Annotated in this window: 18 protein-coding genes; 9 read left to right on the top strand and 9 right to left on the bottom strand. The window is 53.9% G+C overall.

The features are described from left to right. Positions 1 to 11: 11 nt before the first annotated feature. From DTL42_RS24835 to DTL42_RS24820, 4 genes are all read right to left on the bottom strand, one after another. Complete coding sequence (locus tag DTL42_RS24835) at positions 12 to 1,946, bottom strand: hypothetical protein (protein WP_114373412.1); 1,935 nt, start codon at positions 1,944 to 1,946, stop codon at positions 12 to 14. Then, positions 1,936 to 2,313 (bottom strand): DUF3823 domain-containing protein, encoded by a 378-nt coding sequence (locus tag DTL42_RS24830; protein ID WP_114373410.1) that lies wholly within the window; start codon positions 2,311 to 2,313, stop codon positions 1,936 to 1,938. The genes DTL42_RS24835 and DTL42_RS24830 overlap by 11 nt, the downstream gene beginning before the upstream one ends. Before the next feature lie 197 nt (positions 2,314 to 2,510). Further along, positions 2,511 to 3,554 (bottom strand): DUF1559 domain-containing protein, encoded by a 1,044-nt coding sequence (locus tag DTL42_RS24825; protein ID WP_114373940.1) that lies wholly within the window; start codon positions 3,552 to 3,554, stop codon positions 2,511 to 2,513. Positions 3,555 to 3,853: 299 nt separating this feature from the next. Further along, positions 3,854 to 6,613, bottom strand: coding sequence for a PQQ-dependent sugar dehydrogenase (locus DTL42_RS24820; protein ID WP_114373407.1), 2,760 nt, complete (start codon positions 6,611 to 6,613; stop codon positions 3,854 to 3,856). Positions 6,614 to 6,825: 212 nt separating this feature from the next. Here DTL42_RS24820 and DTL42_RS24815 point away from each other — a divergent pair, with 212 nt between their 5' ends. Both DTL42_RS24815 and DTL42_RS24810 read left to right on the top strand, forming a co-directional pair. Beyond that, complete coding sequence (locus DTL42_RS24815) at positions 6,826 to 8,130, top strand: sulfatase-like hydrolase/transferase (RefSeq protein WP_114373405.1); 1,305 nt, start codon at positions 6,826 to 6,828, stop codon at positions 8,128 to 8,130. Between the two features lie 245 nt (positions 8,131 to 8,375). After that, the gene (locus DTL42_RS24810; protein WP_114373403.1) at positions 8,376 to 8,780 is read left to right on the top strand and encodes a DUF4259 domain-containing protein; all 405 of its coding nucleotides are present in this window, start codon (positions 8,376 to 8,378) and stop codon (positions 8,778 to 8,780) included. Positions 8,781 to 8,789: 9 nt separating this feature from the next. On the opposite strand, the gene DTL42_RS24805 is transcribed toward DTL42_RS24810, so the two are convergent. After that, positions 8,790 to 9,674, bottom strand: coding sequence for a M28 family metallopeptidase (locus tag DTL42_RS24805; protein ID WP_114373401.1), 885 nt, complete (start codon positions 9,672 to 9,674; stop codon positions 8,790 to 8,792). A 217-nt stretch (positions 9,675 to 9,891) separates the two neighbouring features. Here DTL42_RS24805 and DTL42_RS24800 point away from each other — a divergent pair, with 217 nt between their 5' ends. The 5 genes from DTL42_RS24800 (at position 9,892) to DTL42_RS24780 (ending at position 15,084) form a co-directional block, all read left to right on the top strand. Further along, entirely contained in the window at positions 9,892 to 10,230 is a 339-nt protein-coding gene (locus DTL42_RS24800; protein WP_114373398.1) for a hypothetical protein, read from the top strand. Between the two features lie 361 nt (positions 10,231 to 10,591). Further along, positions 10,592 to 12,073 (top strand): SulP family inorganic anion transporter, encoded by a 1,482-nt coding sequence (locus DTL42_RS24795; RefSeq protein WP_114373396.1) that lies wholly within the window; start codon positions 10,592 to 10,594, stop codon positions 12,071 to 12,073. Positions 12,074 to 12,279: 206 nt separating this feature from the next. Then, on the top strand, positions 12,280 to 12,975 hold the full coding sequence (locus DTL42_RS24790; protein ID WP_114373394.1) for a DUF2306 domain-containing protein: 696 nt from the start codon (positions 12,280 to 12,282) through the stop codon (positions 12,973 to 12,975). Next, a complete protein-coding gene (locus DTL42_RS24785; RefSeq protein ID WP_114373391.1) occupies positions 12,972 to 14,027 on the top strand; it encodes a DUF1559 domain-containing protein in 1,056 nt (351 codons plus the stop codon). Before DTL42_RS24790 ends, DTL42_RS24785 begins: the two co-directional genes overlap by 4 nt. Further along, on the top strand, positions 14,017 to 15,084 hold the full coding sequence (locus DTL42_RS24780; RefSeq protein WP_114373389.1) for a DUF1559 domain-containing protein: 1,068 nt from the start codon (positions 14,017 to 14,019) through the stop codon (positions 15,082 to 15,084). The genes DTL42_RS24785 and DTL42_RS24780 overlap by 11 nt, the downstream gene beginning before the upstream one ends. A gap of 16 nt (positions 15,085 to 15,100) precedes the next feature. Here DTL42_RS24780 and DTL42_RS24775 read toward each other — a convergent pair whose 3' ends face one another. Next, complete coding sequence (locus DTL42_RS24775) at positions 15,101 to 15,868, bottom strand: hypothetical protein (RefSeq protein WP_114373387.1); 768 nt, start codon at positions 15,866 to 15,868, stop codon at positions 15,101 to 15,103. A 497-nt stretch (positions 15,869 to 16,365) separates the two neighbouring features. On the opposite strand from DTL42_RS24775, the gene DTL42_RS24770 reads away from it, so the two are divergent. After that, a complete protein-coding gene (locus DTL42_RS24770) occupies positions 16,366 to 16,740 on the top strand; it encodes a hypothetical protein (RefSeq protein WP_114373385.1) in 375 nt (124 codons plus the stop codon). Positions 16,741 to 16,761: 21 nt separating this feature from the next. Here the strand turns inward: DTL42_RS24770 and DTL42_RS24765 are convergent, their stop codons facing one another. After that, a complete protein-coding gene (locus tag DTL42_RS24765) occupies positions 16,762 to 17,445 on the bottom strand; it encodes a hypothetical protein (protein WP_114373383.1) in 684 nt (227 codons plus the stop codon). A gap of 358 nt (positions 17,446 to 17,803) precedes the next feature. Between DTL42_RS24765 and DTL42_RS24760 the strand changes: the two genes are divergently transcribed. Further along, a complete protein-coding gene (locus tag DTL42_RS24760) occupies positions 17,804 to 18,511 on the top strand; it encodes a hypothetical protein (protein ID WP_158545542.1) in 708 nt (235 codons plus the stop codon). On the opposite strand, the gene DTL42_RS24755 is transcribed toward DTL42_RS24760, so the two are convergent. Together DTL42_RS24755 and DTL42_RS24750 are read right to left on the bottom strand one after the other, a co-directional pair. Continuing rightward, positions 18,512 to 19,390, bottom strand: a complete 879-nt coding sequence (locus tag DTL42_RS24755) for a hypothetical protein (protein ID WP_114373379.1) — start codon at positions 19,388 to 19,390, stop codon at positions 18,512 to 18,514. It lies immediately after the preceding gene. Positions 19,391 to 19,563: 173 nt separating this feature from the next. Then, positions 19,564 to 21,150, bottom strand: a complete 1,587-nt coding sequence (locus tag DTL42_RS24750; RefSeq protein ID WP_114373377.1) for a glycosyl hydrolase — start codon at positions 21,148 to 21,150, stop codon at positions 19,564 to 19,566. Positions 21,151 to 21,270: the final 120 nt, after the last annotated feature.

Here is a 21,270-nt window from a genome sequence, read left to right as displayed (position 1 = left end):
TTTACGGCAGTCTATTGCTGCGCAGGCAGGCGCAGCGTAGGCGTGCCGCTATGACCGGTATGGCAGCCGGTGCAGGAGTGGGTGAAGCCGGGGCGGGCACCGCTATAGTGGTCGCCTGCGAACGCGAGAAAGCGCGAACGCTGCTCGCTCGATTCATTGGAATGCCCAGGCCACAATGCGACTTTTCCGTCATGATCGAAGCCTGCCAGAACGGTTGGGGCTCCGCACGGTACGCGGATCTCAAAGGCTCTCTGCTTGACGGGCGTTTCAAGGATAAGCTCCAAGCCTCCTTTCACCCGGGGATTGTCTGGGTCATCGAAACGATCACGGTGCGAAGCATAGATGCGAATCATTTCAATCAAGTCTTCAGGCGGTGCCGGAAATGTGGGCGTTGTCGCGCTCGTGAATCTGGTAGTTTGGCCAGGTGCATCTTGGTTATTCTGGCGGAAAATATCGGAGTTGCGTACGGTGGCAGTCGGGCCGGTTACCGATTCGCCGGAAGCTAATTCGATGGTTGCCACATGATTGCTTTGTTCGAGGGATACGTAGTGATAGTCGATCTCGCGCGGGTAGACTGCCACTGGTTCGGCATCAACAAAGTTCGGATCGTTGAATAGCTCGGTAAAGTTGATTTCTTTCGCAGTGACCGATCCGTTAGCATGGGTGGGCCATTGGTCGTCGGCCATGGCTAAACCAAAGCGGCGGTCATCTCGTTGACCTGCTTCATCGAAGGTCGCGGCGGCGAAGACGAGCTTGTTGGGTGGGCATGGACTTGGGCAGGCCAATTCCAGCTCTTTTCCTTCGGAATCGCGATGCGGGCCCCACGTTACAAGTTCTGTAAACGATTCCGGAAGCGTATCGCCGCTGTGAAGTGAGCTCGGAGCATTTGTAACACTGCCAGGAGCTGCTTGAGCAATTGTTAGCCGCCGGCGATCTGACTCTTGTGGCGGTTGGTTCTCAAGCGGAGTCATGAAGGCATAATTGCCGTTCATGAGCGTGCGAGTTCGCCAGACCGGCTCGCGCAGTTTTAGGATCGTGCCGAAGTAATCGGCGTTGGGTTCGATATGCGCGGCGATCCAAGCATCTGTCGGAAGTGTCGTTGGTTGCATCCCGGGTTGGTAGGCAACGATGTCGTGTCTATCAGCGGAAACCACTTCTTGGTTGCGGCTCCAAAGACTGAAGATCACATAGCCATTGTCGGCGATCCAGGGCCAGCGATCGTTGTTCCGATTCGCGGATAACGGCTTCTTTTCGCTACCGTCTTCCTTCATGATCCACAGCGTTGTACTGCGCCTTGCGTGCCCGCGACCCAAGTCGGGAGTCCTGCTCGAGGCAAAAATAATGTGCCCGCCGGGTGCGTAAGTGGGATCGATGTCATCAAAATCAATACTCCGGCGTTCCTCGTCCGAGAGCAACGTCTTGCCATCGGAAGCATAACGCAGCGGTGGAACCTGGGTGCAGCCAGGGTCGCCTTGATTGCCAGTTAGTTGCCTGAGTCCTTGGCCATCGAGCCCGATTTCATAAAGCCGAAAGTGGCCAGGGTCTGGCTCTGCTTTGCGCCCAGCGAAGACAATCTTGGTGCCATCAGGCGAAATGCTGGGACTCATCACATCGATTAGCGTGCTGCCGTCCGGTAAACGCTTGCCCCAAGTCAATTCGCTGACCTGGCCTGCAGGCGTCAGGAGACGCAGTCGGCCTTCGCTGGCTTGCCACAATCGCTTGCCAGGATAGATGAACTCTTCTCCGGAATCGGCCGCAGCACGCAAGCTGGCGGCCTGAGTCCGAGAAGTGAACACGATAGGCAGCTTGGGGGCATGCGAGACGAATTGCGTCAGCTCAGGATTTGGCTGGGGATACGAAGACCACCCCGGCAGCCAGTAAACACACGCTGCTAAAACCACGACAAGGGGTAGCCCCCAGCGGGTGATTTTGAATCTATTTGGCATACTCGCTCAATTCAATATCGAACGTTTCGCCACCCTCTAGCTTCTTTTTGATCGGAGTCTTTTTCTGGCTGAATTTGCCCTTCAGTTTGTCGACGTTGGGATAGGGGTCGAGCTGTTGGATGGCAACTTTGTAATCGCCAGGGGGAACCGTCAGTTCGTAGCTGCCATCTGGTTTAACACTGGCCAGGTATGACTGTCCAGTTCCGTCTTGGACGAACTCAACTTGAATATCTCCCTTTTCGCTAACTTGAAGAGCTTGGCCGTCATTGGTGAGCTTTCCCTGGATCAGGGGATCAGTCTTTTCGCAGCCAGCGATCAAAAAGAGGGCGGCGGCGAGGATTCCAAGATTTGCGAACTTTAGAATCACTTCAGGAACCTTTCAAGAATGGAAAACGCAAGCCAAAGGGGCTGGTGCTCGGCGGCAAGAGAGAGCAGCACGTAGCACATCAGCCAAGCCTCCTCGAAAGAAGACGCTTGCTCTGGGCATTGATTGAAACGAACTTGGCGAGCGGAACAGTCTCCGCTCGCCACATAGAAACGAAGAGCAACGACGTCGTGAAGGGGCTATGGTCGCTCGAAGACCTGGGCATCGCGGATGGCGCCCATCATTGCCCAGACCGGTTGGCTTACGCTATCAGGGATGCTGCTCACACTGCCATCGGCGTAAACAACGTTAACAACCCCTGGGTGAAGCGAACGTGCTGTGGCTTGTGTGCTGGGGCAATTCTCCCAGCAGCCACCCTTACCGTTGGCCATGTCTTGACAATCGTAAACGTCATCCGAATTCGCGTTCTTGTCATTCGGGCCGTAGCAGTCGCCTTGAGAATAAAGGCTTAGCACGCTAGAGCCAGCAACGCCCATCGCCCAGACACCGCGCTGATCCGTTGCCGTTTCGCCAATACGAACTTCAGCCATCAAGATCGAGTTGGATGTACCATCGGTGAATGCGGACATATTGCGTCCTTTGTTCACCGTAAATGCTCCGTCCGAGTTGATGGACTTCGAATAAGTGTTGGGAGTACGCATTTCACCATCAACCCACCATGCACCAAAACCACCGTTCGCTGCGTAGTTGCCGCGTCCCCAGTTGTTGCCCACATTGCTGACCGTACTGTTGTACATCAAGTTGTTGCCCCGATCGGATGGACAGAGAAGCCCGGGGATCTCTTGGCTACGAGCGAGGGTCGTGTTAGAAGTGTTACCATTGCTCGTTGGCACCGTAGCGTTCATGTTCCACATGGTGGCAGTTGTTGTCGCATTGGGGTTCACTTGGAATAGCTCGTAAAGGGCGTTCTGCTCAAGTTGGGGCAACAAGAAAACAACCCAGTTCGGGCCAAGTTGATCGAGTTCGTTGTTGCCTGCATTTCCGTTGTTGGTGTTGTACAACGCAGCAGGAAATTCTTTAAAGGTGTCGTGGCGATTGTGTGAGGCAAGGCCAAGCTGTTTCAGGTTGTTAATGCATTGCGACCGACGAGCCGCTTCGCGAGCTTGTTGAACAGCAGGAAGTAATAAGGCAATCAAGACGCCAATGATCGCAATGACCACCAGCAACTCAACAAGGGTAAAACCTTGGCGCTCTGACTGTGCGCAAGTAGGACCTCGGAGCATGTGAAATTCTCCCAATAATGATGGAGTCAAAAGAAGGGTGGGAAAGGCAAGGAAAAGGGGCGAATCGATCAAATCCGAAGTAATTCGGAAACACGCTTCAAGGATGAAAACGGAGTTCGCCGGAGATTTTGACAGAGGTGGGGTTAGTGCCAGAGATCTCTATATACACTTATTGCCGTAGAGTAGATCGGTGTCAATGTTTAAATGTTATTATTTTGAGTAAATAATAGCTATTGACATTGCGGGTGTGCCTGCCCGCTTGGCAGAAGAGTTCGGTAAAACGGCCGATCATGCATCGATCATTCCGAGCTGTTTTTGATATCGGTAAGGTAAGCTGGTGGTTGGAAGGTCACGCTGTCTAGGTTCATCAGCCCACCTTGGTTTTGTGGGTTCTTGAACACCACAAAGATGTCATGGCGTCCCATTTGTGGTGCGATTTTTTCTGTCACGTCGTAGAAGTCTTCCCAGCTACCGTTCACGTTGACCTGAGCTGTGGCGATGATAGGGCCATCGATTGCGTCAAGATGAACTTCGATTTGCCCCCCTGCCCCGGCCGATGTGACTCGGAAGGTAATCGCACCGACTTGATCGAGGGGGATTTGGTTGAAACGGGCGAAGTGTTGGTGGTTGATGGCGCCAAGGAAATTTCCGCCAGAAGCTTTATGCCCACCCAGCGTTTGGGGGCCCCCGATCTCGTCGGCTGCTTCGGCCTCGACTTTTCTCTTGCGGAGATAGATCTGGGAAGTGCCGACCAGGGAAGGTATTTCGCCGGCGCCAAGGTCGCGGTAGTTTGCTTCCAGTTGAAGGTAGCCTGCCTTGTCGACTTCCTCAGGGGTAAGTTTGATGTCCCCTACCAGGCCATCGAATACGCGGACAGCGCTGTTCGGTTCTAACGAGTAAACCCAACTAACCATCTCTTGAATCTCGTCGAGGGAATGCTGGCTATGGGGGAGCATCGGAACCTTGCCCCAGATGCCGGTCGAGCCTTCGCGGACACGCTTGATCGAAGCATCTAAAGCGTGGTCTTGCCCGCGATACTTCTCGGCGACTTTCAAAAAGGGCGGGCCGACCCGGACGCTGTCGACGGCGTGGCAATTGAAGCAATCGCTTTTCTTCATCAATTGCAGTCCCACAGGATCGGAATCGTTGACATCCTGCTTGCCGTCGCGTGGAATACTGCCGCTACCGATGGTTAAATTCAAGGCCGTTCGACGAGGTGCTTCCAGGTCGATTTCGGCGGCACCGGTGGCATCAGCCGTTTCGAAATCCGAAGTGCCGTCCTCCTGGTCGTCGACTTGCAACTGGTAGTGAATCTGCGCTGGCGAGTCGAAGAAATCGCCAGGTTGCGGTGAAATGAACGTCACGCTGGGGCGAGCATTACCAACGATTACCGGGACCGAGGCGATCGCGGTGGCGCCGGTAGGATCGGTGACCTTCAGCTCCACATGGAAGACGCCAGGTTCTTGGAAGACAACTTCCGGGTTGGCATCTTGAGATAGGATGACAGGCTGAGTCTGCTCTTCTCCAGCCCGAAAGGCACGCCACTGGTAAGTAAGTGTGTCGCCATCTTTATCAAAGGAGCCGACGCTAGAGAGTTTCACCGGCAGCGGTTGGCGACCAGTGTTGTTCTCGGTAGCAGCAACGGCAACAGGAGCGCGGTTGCCTCTTACATAATCGATGCGAACCAGTTTGGCGTCGTCGTTTACGCCCCAAGTTTCGCCGTATTCAAGCAGGTATAACGCTCCGTCGGGGCCAAATTGCATATCGACAGGGCGGACGAAGCGATGGTTAGGCAGGAACGGTTCGATGCTGGCAATCTGCGAGTCTTCCGTTAAGTGGACGGCCATGATCCAGTGGCGTGACCATTCGTAGATGAACAGCGTGCGATCGAAATGCGGTGGGAACTTGGTCTGGCTGGGGTTAGCGGCATCGTAGTAGTAAACGGGGCCGGCGCATGCCGTGCGGCCGCCAGAGCCTAGTTCTGGAAAGGTGTCGGAATTGGCGGCAGGGTAGAAGATGAATGCTTCGTTCGCTGGCGGTAATTCACGCATGCCGGTGTTGTTGACCGACTCGTTGATCGGTGCCGCCGGATCAAATTTGTCGCCGACTTTGCCGGTTGCCAAATCAACGTCATGGTAGGGGAGATTGTTGGCAATGAAATAAGGCCAGCCGAAGTTGCCGGCCTGGCGAGCTTGATTGACTTCGTCATAACCGCGAGGTCCACGGGGGCTTTCTCCTCCAGCATCAGGGCCGACATCACCCCAATATAAATAGCCGGTTTTCTGATCGATGCTGATCCGCCACGGATTGCGGCATCCCATGACGTAAATCTCTGGCTTGCCCTGGTTGCTATCTGGTGGAAAGAGATTCCCTGCTGGGATTTCGGCGGTTCCTTCCGGCGTCGGACGAATTCGCAAGACCTTGCCGTTGTGGTCGTTGGTATTGGCGGCGGTTGCTTGAGCATCGAAGAAGAAACGGCCTTCTCTTTCGTCGATCGGGGCATATCCCTGGCTATCGCCAAACGGATTGGTGTTGTCCCCGGTGCCAATATACAGGCAACCATCTGGGCCAAACTCAAGCGAGCCTGCGTGATGGCAACAATCTTTCCGTTGTTCCTCGTACTTCAGCAATCGCTTCTCGGAAGCGTTGTCGAGTTTGCCGTCTACCAGTGTGAAGCGGCTGACGTGTTGGCCTTCGAAGTTCGGAGGTGAATACTGCAGATACACCCATCCATTGCGATCGAAATTCGGATCGAGGGCTAGGCCGATCAACCCATTCTCTTGCGCGGTGGTAACTTCCACTTCGCCAACCAGCGTCGTTTGGTTCGTGTGCGGGTCGAAGACTTTCAGGGCACCTTGGATTTCGATATAGAAGATTCGTCCATCGTTAGCGATCGCCAATTCCATCGGCTGCTTTAGGTCCGTCGCTAGTGTGGTTACTTCCAAACGTGAAGCATTGAACGGTGGTTCAGCAGCAGCGAGAGACGCCACGCCCAAGAAGGCGAAAACTAAACCTGCGGTAACCATTAAGTAAGCATGCAGCAAAATCGAAATCCGCATGGCAACGTCCTGAAAAGAAACCCAGATTGGGCGAGGGGGGCGGAATGAGGCGGGAAAGCAATGTCCTCAAGATAATTCGTTTTTCTTCCGGCGTCCACTCTGCGATCAGCCGAATTGAAACGGTTTCTTTTGGTTGCATGAAGGACTAAGCTGAAGCGAGGTGATCGATTTTGTGTGCCCTGCACTTCTCTTTGTTTGTGGAGTTCTCTGTCATGTTGCGAGTGTCAACCGTGCTGGCCTTGCTTGTTTGGGCGGTGCTCGTTTTGCCTGGTCAAGCTGCCGAGCGGCTGCCAAACGTTGTGGTGATTGTCGCGGATGACCTCGGCTTAGAGGGTGTCCAAGCGTACGGTGGGCTTTCGTATCAGACGCCCAATATCGATGCCTTGGCAGAGAAGGGAATGCGGTTCACACATTGTTTCTCGAATCCCCTTTGTTCCCCTTCCCGAGCTCAACTGCTGACAGGCCGTTATCCTTTTCGTAACGGTATCAAACGCGTTATCTATCAGCCTGAGAACCATCGCGAGTTCCTCGACCCGACTCAAGAAACCAGTTTCGCCACCTTGCTGAAACAAGCTGGCTATGCCACGGCGATCGCTGGAAAATGGCAAGTCAGTTTTCTGCACGAGCGCGATACGGTTCCGGCACATGGATTCGATGAGTATCAAATGTGGCAAATCTTTCATGAAGGAAAAAAGACATCTCGCTACGCCGACCCCACCATGCGACAAAACGGAAAGGTGCTGCAGACAGAGCTTAAAGGGAAGTATGGTCCTGATGTGAATGTGGCTTTTCTGTGCGACTTTATGCGACGGCATCAGGACCAGCCGTTTCTCGTATATTACACGGCCCTGTTGCCCCATTATCCGTGGGAGCCAACCCCCGATAGCAAAGACGATTTGCAACCGGCCACCGGCGATGGTGATCGGAAGTACATGCCTGACATGGTCGCGTATCTCGACAAACAAGTGGGGCAACTGGTGGCGACATTGGAAGAACTAAAGCTGCGTGAGAACACGTTGGTTCTGTTTGTCGCCGATAATGGAACCGATCGTCGGGTTGTCTCTCGTTGGAGCAACGGAACCGTGACACGCAACGTGCCTGGCGGAAAGGGAACGATGACCGACGCGGGAACAAGGGTTCCATTGATTGCGAATTGGCCAGGGGTGATCGCTGCTGGCAAGGTGAACGACGATTTGATCGATCTTTCCGATCTGTTGCCAACATTGGTGGAACTAACTGGGGCACCGTTGCCCTCTAAGCCGATTGACGGACACAGTTTTTTGCCCCAGTTACGCAGCGAGCCTGGTAGCCCACGCGAGTGGATTCATGTGCAAGACAAGCAACTGCGTTACCTCCGGAATCGAGATTTTATTCTGACGTGGCAGGGGCAACTTCGTCCGGTGGTTGAAATTGGTCAACCGAAAGCGTCAGTAATTTCGCCTCCTTACAATTCGCAGCAAAAACAAGCACACATCCAATTAATGGAGGCTCAGCGCGGGAGCGGCGACTCTTTTTGACGCAGCGGTGCTTTGCCTGGTGGGTGGATTGGTAGTGCCCAGCGTAGTGCCGTTCGGCAGGAGGGGGGTGATCGCTGTATTCGTTATCTTTGCCGTAGTCGCGATAGAAGTCTGTCTCCATTGACTACGAATTATTCCAAAATGCGCAAAGAATTATTCCCAATCTTCTACCCGCATTGTGCAAATTGCAATGAGATCGTATTTTGGTTCGGTGCTTTGCCAATACGATAGGAGGCCCTTGTGCGATGGGTGCCTGGGGATACGAAATCTTTGATAATGATGCTGCTTGCGATTGGCAGGTGGAACTATTTGCTAGCGACGATTTGTCGCCGATTCAGGCCCCACTGCAAAGTGTGGTTGAGTCTGGCGACTTCATCGATTCGTACAGTGCGAGTGAGGCATTGGCGGCCTGTGAAGCAATCGCCCATTTGCGAGGTCGACCTGGGTTGCAAGAAGCCCCGCTCGACGATCTTTCTGCTTGGGTGAGCCAACACAAGCATTTGCCGATTGCACCTCTTGTGCCTCTGGCCAAACAGGCGTTGCAGCGAATCGTTTCGGACGAATGTGACTTGAAGCGGGCGTGGCAAGAGACGGACGACTTCGACAAGTGGTTGGCGACGGTCGAAGATGTGCGCAGTCGGATCGACTAGCCGCACAAGCTACTTGCTCATGCGTCGCATCGCACCGACAACCCCCAAGGCCACTTGAGTCATACGGTCGTAGTCGAGCGTCTCTGGTGTGTCGCTCGGTTGATGGTAGTGCGGGTTTCGCAAGAAACTGGTGTCGGTCAGCATCAGGGCTGGGTACCCTTGGTCCCAGAACGAACTGTTGTCGCTCCGGCGAATCTCTTGGACTTTCTCGGGCAAGTTGATGGAAAACAGCCGCAGCTTAGTTGCTTGCTTGAAGCCACGACGAAATGCCCAGTTCAATCGCCAGGAAGCTAAGTTGCCGACCGCTGCAAGGAAGTTGCCTTTCTGAGGGAAGAGTCGGTGAAGAAACTTGGGAATCGTGGGAGGAACTTTCTGCGAGTTCGGTTCGTCGCGGAAGTAGCCTACCATTTCTAAACACAGCATCTGAATTTGTTCGTTCCGTTGTTTCGCTTGGCGGGCGTGATGTTGGCTCCCCATCGAATCGAGGCTCATGTAGGGAGCCTCTTCGCAGGCAAACGCTACGAACCGCATGGTGTGCCGCGGCGTTTGGTTTTTCAGTAAACGACTGGCCTCCAGCAGGACGGCTACGGCCGAGGCGTTATCGTCCGCTCCTGGGGACTGCGCGACGGTATCGTAGTGAGCCCCGAGCACGATTACCTTCGAGCTAGGGTGTTTGCCGGAGATTTCAACAATCAGGTTTTTGGCCGGTCCATCGCTGGCCTGGTACGCTTCCTCGCGCACCTGGTAGCCCATGTTTTCCCATTGATCTCGAATGTAGGCGACGGTGGCTTCAATCGATTCAGGCTTAGCTAAAATGCGCGGCCCAATCGAGCCGGCTAGTTTAGCCACATGCTCAGCCAACAGTTCTCGGGTGGGTTGTTCAGCGAAAGTCATCCGTCAAGCCGCTTGGGAGAGGAAAGGATAGGTAGCGATGATCGCTCCGTTGCCAATCGTAGCGGGAAACGTGCAATGCGGCTAGAAAGTACAGGACGCGTAACTAGAATAAATCGAATCACATCGGTTGGCCAATCTACTGTCGCAGGCCAGCTGACAGTTTTTTTGCTGAGGTTTGCCGATGTCGAGAATTTGTGCCTAAGGAAAGCATCTCGTCATGAAAGCCATCGTCCTGCAAACCCTTGATGGATCGAAGCATCTCGGCTTCATTCTCTGCGCTCTTCCGCCAGGTGATTTGGAGGGGGACTGTTTGTTTTCTATCGTGCCCGACGAAGCAGAGTTGTTTGAAGATCCGAACGTTCAGCAATTGCTGGTCCGTCGCGATCAAGGAGAAAGCCAGCTGGAAGTCTCGGAAGATACCCGCTCGCTGACGATTCGTTCGTACCGTCTCGACGATATGTACGTGCAGTTCGATCCCCACGGTCTGGGCCATTGGGGCTACGTTCGCCAAGGGCAGCGGGTTGCTGCCGGCCAGGCCCGCACGATCTCTGGCTAAGTACGCACCCCACGGATGGGCTGAAAAAGAAAAAGCGAGCCAAATTCTGTCTATCGATTAATTGGCTTCTGTGGTAAGATGGCTGCCATACAAGCTGCTAAATTACTGCATAATGGAAATCTGACCGGTGTAAGCTGTTTTCTCTCAGCGTGAAATTCATCCCCTGAAATCCCAAGCTAACGGGTGATCATCTTGTTTTGAGGTGGTTTGTCCGCTGCTTTTCGGCAGGAGGTGAGTTCTCTGTTTCTCCGCTGAACAACGTCGCGTTTTGCTTGACGTTTCCTTTGCTGGGCCGGGAATATTTTCCCGCCTAACCTCCCTACCTGAATAGATCTGACGACGCATGATTAAGAAAGTACAGATGGAATCTCTGCGCCAACAATGGTTCTCGAATGTTCCTAAGGACATTCTCTCTGGGCTGGTCGTAGCCCTGGCTCTTATTCCCGAAGCAATCGCGTTTTCGATTATCGCTGGGGTCGATCCGAAGGTCGGCTTATACGCGGCGTTTTGTATTGCGACGGTCTCGGCTTTCGTCGGTGGCCGGCCAGCGATGATCTCAGCCGCAACTGGGGCAATGGCCTTGGTGATGGTCGACCTGGTGAAAGACCACGGGCTGCAATATCTCTTGGCGGCTTCGATTCTGGCTGGCGTGTTGCAAGTGATCGCCGGCTATTGCAAAGCTGCTGTGTTAATGCGATTTGTCTCGAAGTCGGTCGTGACCGGGTTTGTGAATGCGTTGGCAATTCTGATCTTCTGGGCGCAAATGCCGGAACTGTATAAGGTGCCGTCGGTGTGGGTGGTATATGCGATGGTGGCCGCTGGTTTGGCAATCATTTACCTCTTCCCTTACGTGACCAAAGCGGTGCCCTCACCACTGATTGCCATTTGTGCGTTGACCGCCGTATCGGTTGGCTTTGGTTTCCAAATCAATACCGTCGGCGACATGGGGCATCTGCCGGACAGCTTGCCAATGTTCCTTATGCCTGAGATTCCGTGGACCTGGGAAACGCTGCAAATCATTTTCCCGGTTTCCGTTACCTTGGCCATGGTTGGTTTGCTCGAATCGTTGATGACTTCCCAAATTGTCGACGAAATGACCGACACCCCCAGCAATAAGAACCAAGAGTGCGTGGGGCAAGGGATCTCGAATATCGTTTCTGGCTTCTTTGGCGGCATGGCAGGCTGTGCGATGATTGGCCAGTCGGTCATCAACGTGAAGTCTGGTGGACGTGGCCGTTTGTCGACGCTGTGTGCTGGCGTGTTTCTGTTGATCTTGGTCGTGTTCCTCGGGCCGTACGTGTCGATGATCCCAATGGCCGCGCTCGTTGCGGTGATGATCATGGTTTCGATCAGTACCTTCAAATGGCAATCGCTGAAGAACCTGATCCTGCATCCGAAAAGCTCGAGCGCGGTGATGGTCAGCACGGTAGTTGTGGTGGTGGTAACCGGCGACTTGGCCCAAGGGGTGCTGGTCGGCGTGCTGCTGTCAGGCTTCTTCTTCGCCCATAAAATCGGACGGATTTTGGAAGTCGATGGAATCGCGCACGAAGAGCTGCCGACCAAGACCTACAACGTGGTTGGCCAGGTCTTCTTCGCTTCGGCGGATCGCTTTGTTGACTCATTCGATTACCACGAAGAGCTCGAGAAAGTTCACATCGACGTCTCCGATGCCCACTTCTGGGATATCACCGCGATCGGGGCGCTCGATAAGGTGGTGGTCAAGTATCGCCAGAAGGAAGTCGAAGTTGAAATCATCGGCTTGAACGAAGCCAGCGCCCACATGGTCAACCGCTTCGCCATTCACGACAAGCCCGACGCCGATAAGCAACTGATCGCTCACTAAGCAGAATCAACAAACCGGTGCCCTGCCCTTGCGTGTCAGGGCAGGTGTGGATTTGACGTTTTCAACAGAAGCGATTGTCGACCCACAATTTCATCGACGCGACATCTTCGATCAGGTATCCTCTAAGGTGGGGCAGACGAACCCACCTTGGTTGCGTTCCCCCTGCTCTTCTTTGAATCTCTTATCTCACATCAGGAGTGCGGCGGGTGAAGGCGCATGGGCCGGCACGTCGATTGGCAATGCTCAAGATGCTTGCCTGGGCAGCGGTAACGCTGCTGGGGGCGAAGGTCGTCGTATCGATCGTGCTGCAATATGGCGACTATTTCCCGCCCAATTTCGATTCTGCTTTCTTGATTGGTCGCGAGCAAAGCTTCCGTGGCATTTATCCCCCTGCGTTCTACGCCCACATTATCGCCGGGCCATTCACCCTTTTGCTGGCCGCCTATTTGATGTTCAGCGGTAAACGCAAAACCTATCACAAGCTGCATCGCCGCCTCGGTAAGTTGCAAGTGCTGTTGGTCTTGGTGGTGATTGTCCCCAGCGGATTGATCATGGCCGCCTGGGCGTTCTCCGGGCCGATCGCAGGCAGCGGGTTCGCTTTGCAATCGATCGCCACCGGAATCACCGCGGCCTTGGCGGCCAGGTACGCGATGATAAAGAAAATCGCGATCCATCAAATCTGGGCCACCCGCTGCTTCGTGCTGCTGATCTCGCCTCTGATCTTTCGACTGATCTCTGGCACGCTGATTGTGACGGAAAGCGAATCGGTTGAAGCGTACCAGGTGAATGCCTGGCTTAGTTGGCTGGTCCCGTTGTTGGTGTACGAAGTATGGCGATATCGTCAGCAGCGAACGAGAAAGTCGGCGTTGGTTGAACGTAACTTGATGGAGGCAACCTCATGAGGCTCTGCGAACAAAGGCGAACAACTGGCTTCACACTGGTGGAGCTGCTTGTGGTGATTTTCATCATTGCGGCCTTGCTGTTTTTGCTCCTTCCAGCCCAGCGACGCGCGCGAGAAGCAGCCCGCCGCATGCAGTGCTGGAATAACCTAAAGCAGTTGGGCCTTGCCCTGCACAGCTATCACGATACGCACGGATCATTTCCAAACTGCGCTGGTGGCACGGAAGGAGGCAGCGACGTCGAGAGCAATCAAGGTCGCCTCAGCGGGCTGGTCGCGCTTCTGCCGTGCTTGGAGCAGCAAAACTTGTGGGAAACAATTTCGGTCCCGCAAACCTATGGCGAGCAGACGTACCCTGCCATGGGACCGGCGCCTTGGGTGAAGGAGTACGAGCCGTGGCAAGTGAAGCTGGTTGCGCTGGAATGTCCATCGAATATCGAACCAGAGCTTGATTGGTCGCCGGTGAACTATGTTTTTTCCTTAGGGGATATCGCCTCGCCGATCGCCGATCAAACTAGTCCGCGCGGCATGTTCGCCCCGGGGCATTTTACGAAATTCAGCGATGTTAAAGATGGAGCGGCCAATACGATTATGATGAGCGAAGTCGAGACGGCGCTCGATCGGCGACTGGGTGGTAACTTCGCAATCAATCAACCGCGCGAAATGCTGGAGAACCCAGCACTTTGCTTGAAGGTGGCTGGCGGCGAGGAAGCTTATCCGGCGGAGGTCGCACTCCATAAGTATGGCCGCGGATATCAGTGGAGCGACGGCACTGCCGGGCCAGCGTTATTCAACACCCTTTTGCCCCCCAACAGTCCCAGCTGCGCTGTCCGTGGGATAGAAGCGGTCGACGGGATTTACTCCGTGGCCAGCTATCACCCAGGCGGCGCGAACGCTGTGTTTGGCGACGGTTCGGTAACGTTTATTACCAACGAGATCGACACCGGCGAACTGTTATCGCCGGTGGTGAAACCGAAGAACGAGGGAAGCAATCCTTACGGCGTGTGGGGCGCGATTGGAAGCCGAGCTGGGGGAGATGTGACGGATGGATTTTAGCCGCAGTCGAATGCAACGCAGGGCCGGTTACTCGTTAAGAGTGTTGTTCGCTGCGATCTTTCTGATCGGTGTGTTGCTGTTGCCGCTGATTTCGGCGATCTCTCAAGCCAGAGAAAAGGCCCGGCAGATAGAATGTCAGAACAATCTCAAGCAGCTGCTGCTTGCCGTTCATAATTATTATGACTCCAACTTCAAACGGAGTTTTCCCTCGGCAATGGGTGGCACTGGCGTCGGGGGAAATGAGAATCGGCTTAACGGAATCGTTTCGATGAGCAGTATGATGGAAGCTTCAAGCTCGGTTTTTGAAATCTTCGATCCTACTTTTGTTCATGGTAATCGTTATCCCGACATGGGACCCGTTCCTTGGGATAAGGATTTCCCTCCTTGGCATCGCCGTTATTCCTTCGCGATCTGTCCTTCCGCCCCAGACCCACAAACGGGATTTGGACCGGTGAACTATGCGTTTTGCATTGGCGACATCGCCAGCGAGATTCATAGCCTGAAGACGGCTCGCGGTATGTTTGCTCCCGGGTTGTATACCAAATTCGATGACTGCACCGATGGGATGGCCCATACGATTGCCATGGGGGAAATCGCCACTGCCAACGAGCGATATGCGCCTGGGCAAGTCGTCACGCAGATGCCCACCAGCTTGTTAGGTGATCCATCGCAATGCTTGAAGACGCTCGGACGGCGTCAGGCGTATTATCGCGATGGTATTCGCCTGCATCCGCAAGGTCGCGGTTACAACTGGGCTGATGGGGCGGCTGGGCCTGGGCTGTTCAATACCATTCTTCCACCGAACAGTCCCAACTGTGCAGTCGGGGACAACGATGCCGTCGACGGGCTCTATTCCGCCGGCAGCTTTCACCCAGATATGGTAAACGTCGCCTTCCTGGATGGCTCGGTTCGTCCCATTAGTGACTCAATCGATACCGGAGATCTAACTCACGCACCTCCCCGGCAAGGCGACTACGAACAGACGCCTCTCGCCAGCCCTTACGGCGTGTGGGGCGCAATGGGAAGCCGAGCTGGGGGCGAAGAGGTTAAATTTTAAGCCAGCGGTGAGTGGGTTACTTCGCTGCTTCCAGTGATTTCAGCAGCGTTTCGATCTCGGCATGGGCGGCGCGGTTCTGGCGAATGACCAGCATTTGTCGATCGGCGATCGCTACGATATCGGCATCCCCGTCGTTTGTTGCCCATGATTTTGGCTGTACCATCTTAGTGACAATGGTGACGACCCCATTGGCATTTAGTTGATGAAGCTTGTAGATCCTGACCGAGGAATGTCGTTCGGCATCTTCTTGCGTGGTAATCATCAGCACCCCTTTTTCAACGTACCAGCCCAGGTGATAGCGGTCGCATAGTAGGTCGAGTGCGACTTGTGCCGATTGGTCGGTGATGTCGATGGTTATTGGTAGTTCGTGATCGAGTTTGTTCTTTTTAAGCTCTTCCAGGTCGAGCAAGATCGACACGTTATGCAGCCGTTTCAGATATTCCGCTACTTCTTCAAGTGGCGTATCGATGAACCGAAGCTTCGATTCTTCCTGGGACAGGCGTTCGTAAATTGCTTGGCTCTTGGCAGCTTCAGGGCCGGTCCAAATCACTTGCAACTTGCCACCGTCGTTGGGGTTTTCGCGATAGGCATGAATGCCGTGATAGTCGGTTGGGCCCATAGTGCCATAACCAAAGCCTCCGCCATACTCTGCGCCGAAGCCTCCTCCAGGACTGACTTCTCCTATGCCAGAGTCCATCGTGCCGAAACCGCCGCTTGATTGGGCCCAAGCAGACCCTGTGGATAATGTCACAAGTAAAATGGCCCAAGTATAAGCATGTCGCATGGCTAGAGATCCTTGAGAGAAGCAAGAAGGGTAGCGTTTCCTCCGTCAGGCTATCGCATTCCAGAGATTCCGCCAACGAAATGGTCGAAGTATTCTCGCCCAGGCTATCAGTGCAGCACCAATTTTTGCCGCAGGCAGTTGCTTTCATTTGAGCATGGCATGCCCGACGATCGTGCCCAGGAGAGCTTTATTGAGGTCTGCGCCATCAATCCAATAGGGGTGACCAACGGAAGCCCCGGATTCGTGGTAAATCGGCCTGTTGTATGTTGGATTACGAGCGCAGATATCAATAATTCTGGTGCGATATATGTTTGGTGAAGCTGGGTAGCGAATGTTGATGTATCAAGGGAAATTTCGTCGTTTCAGGGGGTCTGCAATTGAAGGGAATTGCTCTTGTTCCGACTCGCTAATTACTGGAAACCCTATTCGCATATATGATACATTTATGAGGAATAGTTACTGTTTAGTAAATTCGCCAGCAACCAATTTGGACAACCATGGCCCATATTCTGTCACCTGCGGACGGGGCTTCCTATCTCGATCCGGAGGAAGTCTTTAGACGGCTGAGAGAAGAATTTGATTACACGGCGATTGATCGAGACGAAGGCTCGGACGTCGTGGCCGCGATTATCGCCAAGCTTGTTGAGTTGAAAGCGCCGCAGGAAGTCATCGACTTTCAAGTCGCTTGCCAGGACCGGGCAATTCAAGTGAAGATCGCGGAGGATGCCGTTTCGGAAGACTACTTACAATTCACCGTGAAGCCTAACGACGGCATCTTCATTGGTTACGTTTCTGCAGAGCACGAGGCCGCAATGCGTCCGTTAGTGGAACGCTGCGCTAGGGTGCTTGGTTATCAGATCGAATTGATATAGCGGATTGTATGCGAGAACACGCTAGAGCTCATGCTTTAAGAAGACGTTGATGGTGGCTTCCACCAGTTCGTGCCCACGCCTGTTTTGCCAAACCAGCAAGGTATTGTGCTTCTCCTCCAATTTAAGCTGTCCATGCTCTCTGTTGGCTTTCCAAGTGTCGGGGGCAACGGTTGCTTCGAGGATTTCCACTAGCTTTGCGCCGTCGATGCTACGCAGTGGATAGGCTCGCAGCGACATCCGGGCGTTAGCGTCTGCGGTGGTGGTAACCACCAAGATTTCCCCTTCGATGTACCAGTCGAGGTCGTGTTCTTCCAGCATGTAACTAAGAGTTGAGTCGAAACGGAGCCCCTCGATATTAAGCGAGATCAGCAAGTCTTCCGACTGCGGGACTTTGGGGCTAACCACAATGTTGAAGCCATGCAATGCTTCTAAATAGTTAACGACATCTTCGAGCGGTGTGTCGATGAACTGAATCTTCGTCTCTTGGGTCATTTTCTCCCGTAGCTTCTGATCGATCTCAGCTGTTGGGCCAACCCAAACGACTTTTGTTTGGGGAATGGATCGGTCGCGAGAACCTTCAGCAAACGGGTTGGCGGCAGCCGGTAGCTCGCCTGGGCGGCCGGAAACAGGCGGCCCGAAAGGGGCTTGTGCCTGAGCAAGGGAAGCCGTGGATAATATTAAAGCAATCACCAAACCGTAACGCATTGCGATCTCCTCAGGGTAGGGAAAGGTTAGTCGCTACGATATCGACTGCTTATAAGACGGTCAACAAAAATGTTGGCTATGTTGAATCTTAAGAAAACAACATCCCGAACAACGCGAAAGGAGTTGCGACAAGTGGACTGTCTTCCCATATGGTATCGATGCGATTCCATTTGCAATTGAGGTATGCGAGCGGCGCTGGCGTGTCGAGCGAACCGACCGGTCGCCTTTGAGATTAAACTGCGAGCATTCTAGGTAACTCCTCTTTTGTGCAAAACGGAAAACAAATTGCTTTAAAGACTGGCGGCGAAGTCGTAGCTTAAAGGGAATTACCGGCTTGGAAATGAGAGGTACCGCCACGATGCCCCGCTTTCGCCTACAAACGTTATTGGGATTAATGTTGCTGCTGGGTGGCTTGATCGGTGGCGTGGGGATGCGGTGGCGAGCTGCCGCGAATCTGCGAGAAAATGTCGCTTCACTGGAAGGCGTATTTCTTTGTGTGGGTGGTGGTTACTCAGGAGACGAATGGAGGCGAAGCCACTGGGCAAGATCGGACTTTCGGTGGAGTTCCTCTTTCGTCCCTTTCTCTGGCAACAACAGCATCGAATATGTTTCCGTCTCGGAAGATACGCCTCGGCATTTGATTGACGATCAAGTCTTGCAGGTCATTTGCCGCTTACCAAGCTTGCAGCATTTGAACTTAGAGGGAGTATCAACTTCTCAATTGCAGCTAGAGCGTCTTACCCGGTTGAAGCATCTGGAAACGATAGCACTGGAGAACACCGATTTCACTGATCAGCAGCTCGCCTCGCTCGGAGAGTCGAATCAAATAAAATCACTCCGCTTGGCAGGCACCGACATCACCGATCGAGGCTTGGCTGTCGTGGCAAACTTTCCTCAGCTTATTTCGCTCGACATCTCTTACACCGCGATAACGGACGAGGGATTGAAGCAGCTAGAACGCTGCAAGCAGCTAAAAATTATTTGGGCCAGCGAAACAAACGCGACCACCCCTGGTCTCGACCAGCTCCAAGCGGCATTGCCTGACTGTGAAGTGTTGGCCCGTTAGTTATTCACCGGTTGGTTTTCGATCGACGATGTAACTAACATACGGCAGACCTATTAGGCTTGTATCCCCGATGGCCATTGAGATGAGAGCTGGTTCCGCCTCTACCTCCCAAACGACCGCTCCTTCGTTATTTTCAACGACAAGTCGCCAGTAATGAAATCGCGCGAATGCATAACGCCAGCGCACCTTTTGGGTGTCGTCCTCGTACGCTTCCAGCAGCATTAACACATCGGGATCAGTTCCATTGGCGAACGAGAAGATCGCTCCATCGACAACCTTGGCGTTCTGGGATTGATACCGATAAAGGGGGGTCGGTTTGAGTTCTAATTGAGTCTTTGAGCCATCCGGTTTTTCCAAGCGGGCCTGATACTGGCGGGCGATGCCTCGCATTTGGGTCAAACGCAAACGTGGGTTATCGTGGGGCGAAATCTCTGCCGGCAAATTGATCCACGTAACACCAGGCTGGGTTGGTTTCCAGACCGTTTGCTCACGAAACGTTGCTTCCAGTGGTTCGCTAGAAAGGGAGTGCAATTGATGCTTGAGTCGTACCTCGTTCCGGATGACAAAGGTGAACACGCTGCCAACCGCTTGGGGGCGTCCAGCAGCATTCCAAATAAAGATACAGCCATGAGGGGCAGCGGGGCGTGTCGGGTTGCTCCAAATGACCAGCGGTTGTTTATCGAATTCAAGCGGCTTGCCTCCTTCCGGTGTGATTTGGATTTCCGAGCCAATCTCGACTAGGTCTCCGAAAACCGTCGATGTCGGCGACTTGGTTTCCTTGGCTGAAGGACTGCTCGGTGCATCTTGGCACCAGGCTTGTGTGTAACCGGTGACAGAAAACAACAGCACGCAAAACAGCTTCAGCCAAGTAGATCGCATGTTCACTATTCTCTAGAATAAGAATGGGGCAGCCGCATGACAGCACTTCAATGACTACAGGCAAGACGAGTTGTCTATAGTCTAGGCGGCAGGAGGCCAGCAAGCAATCGAAATTGCATGTTTTTGCCAGCTTTATTTGTCTTGGCATTACCGACCGCGAAGCTATTAAAGAACTAACCTGTCGCCAGGTGATTGGCCGATTGCTCAGGGCTGCGCATGATGCGTAGATCGACATCGGAAAGGTGCATCGCGGCTGATTCGAGGTAGACGCCAAACAACCCTTCGGTGAAAGTCGGATCGGCCAGTGAAAGGATGACGCGACCATCGACCGATAGTTCAAGGTAGTGCCCAAACGCGATTAAGCTCAGCTCGGCTTTACCGGGCGTATCGCTATGCCAGTTGCCTCCTTGCAAGGCCTGGAACTGCATCATGTGTTCGCCGCTGCCTGGGGCGCCGGTGTGCCAGGCACGCAGTTGGGCAACTCCCTTTAACAGGTCGAGCGACAGATAGTAGCCGTCTTGCGTATCGGGATCGACCCGAAAGACGATGCCACATTTGCCGAGCCCTTGCAGATCGACCTTGGCATTGAACCAAGCCGACTCAATGGTTTCGTCAAATACAAACGCTTGAAAGCCAGCTTCGCACGAAAGATCGAGTGTGCTGCCGTCGATCGAACACGTTTGCTGGCCGAGTTCTTTCTGCAGGATGCGCACGCAACGCGTATCGACCGGTTCGGCCAGGAATCGCTGCAAGCCTTCGAAGGTGGTAGCTCGCAGCATGCCGTCTTCACCACGTTTTAATCGCTTCGGGGGCGGCATTAAGTTATGCGAGGTACGATCGGGCCCACCTAAAGTAAAAAAGTTCCACAGCAGCCAGCCATGTTCATCCTGGCAGATGCGGGCCGCATAGTTTCCTTGGGCCAGCAGCACGTTATCGTAGTAGCTGCGCCACGGCTGGCCGATTTGGCTGGTGTGCCAATAACGAATCTTGGCGTCTTCCCTTAGGCTGCCAATCAAATAGTATTCGTTTTCGATCTTCAGTAGGTTGGGAACTTCGATGTCGTCGTAAAGCCCGGGATGATGCAGCGGTGGCCGGGCTTCGAATTTGCCGGGGGCGACTTCTTCCATCACGCCGACCGCCCCGCGCCGGACAATCGGCCCGTGCTTGGTTCGCGCGGCCATGATTAGCCACCCGCGATCTCCTTCGCGGTAGTAATAGGGATCGCGAAAGCTAACCCACTCACGCCCTTCGGAAAGGTTCGACTCGTAAAACTCAGGATCTGCTTCCAGAGGAAAGTGGCTCCCTTCGTCGATCATCGCATGGCGGCAACTGGTTGGTTGCTGCCGGGCGATCTCGCGGGCACGCCGAACCAACTCAGGGTCGTTGGGGCCGCGATCGTCGTGCCAGCTCACGGGGACTTTATGCCAATGAAACAAGTCGTTGCTGATCGCCAAGCCGATGCGTTGGATGTTGCCTTGCTCCCGCCGAGACAAGCCGGTGTAAAACATTCGCCACTGGCCTGGCTGATGCGGATTTGGGGAAACGGCCATCGTCCACAGCATCAGGTCGTCCCACGAGCCAGGATCGCCAATGAAGATGGCATTATTAACACGCCGCCAATTGATGCCGTCGGTACTGACCGCGTGCGCGATGAAGTCGTGATTGGGCAGCACCAAGTGAAACAGGTGATACAGGCCATCGTGGTACAAAACATCAACGTCGCCAATTGCCTTGCGGCTGCCTTCGGTTTCGGTATACACGGTTGAGTGATTTTCTCTCGGCTGCGGTTAGGAAGTGGATCGAGCGTGCTGCGAGAATCAGCAAATATGCCTCTTGCATCATAAACCACCAGCCAAGTTGACCCAACCACGATTCCCGAA

Origin of the sequence: Bremerella cremea (assembly GCF_003335505.1) — a bacterium.
GTDB classification, from domain to species: Bacteria; Planctomycetota; Planctomycetia; order Pirellulales; family Pirellulaceae; genus Bremerella; species Bremerella cremea_A.
This window is presented reverse-complemented; position numbering and strand designations above follow the sequence as displayed.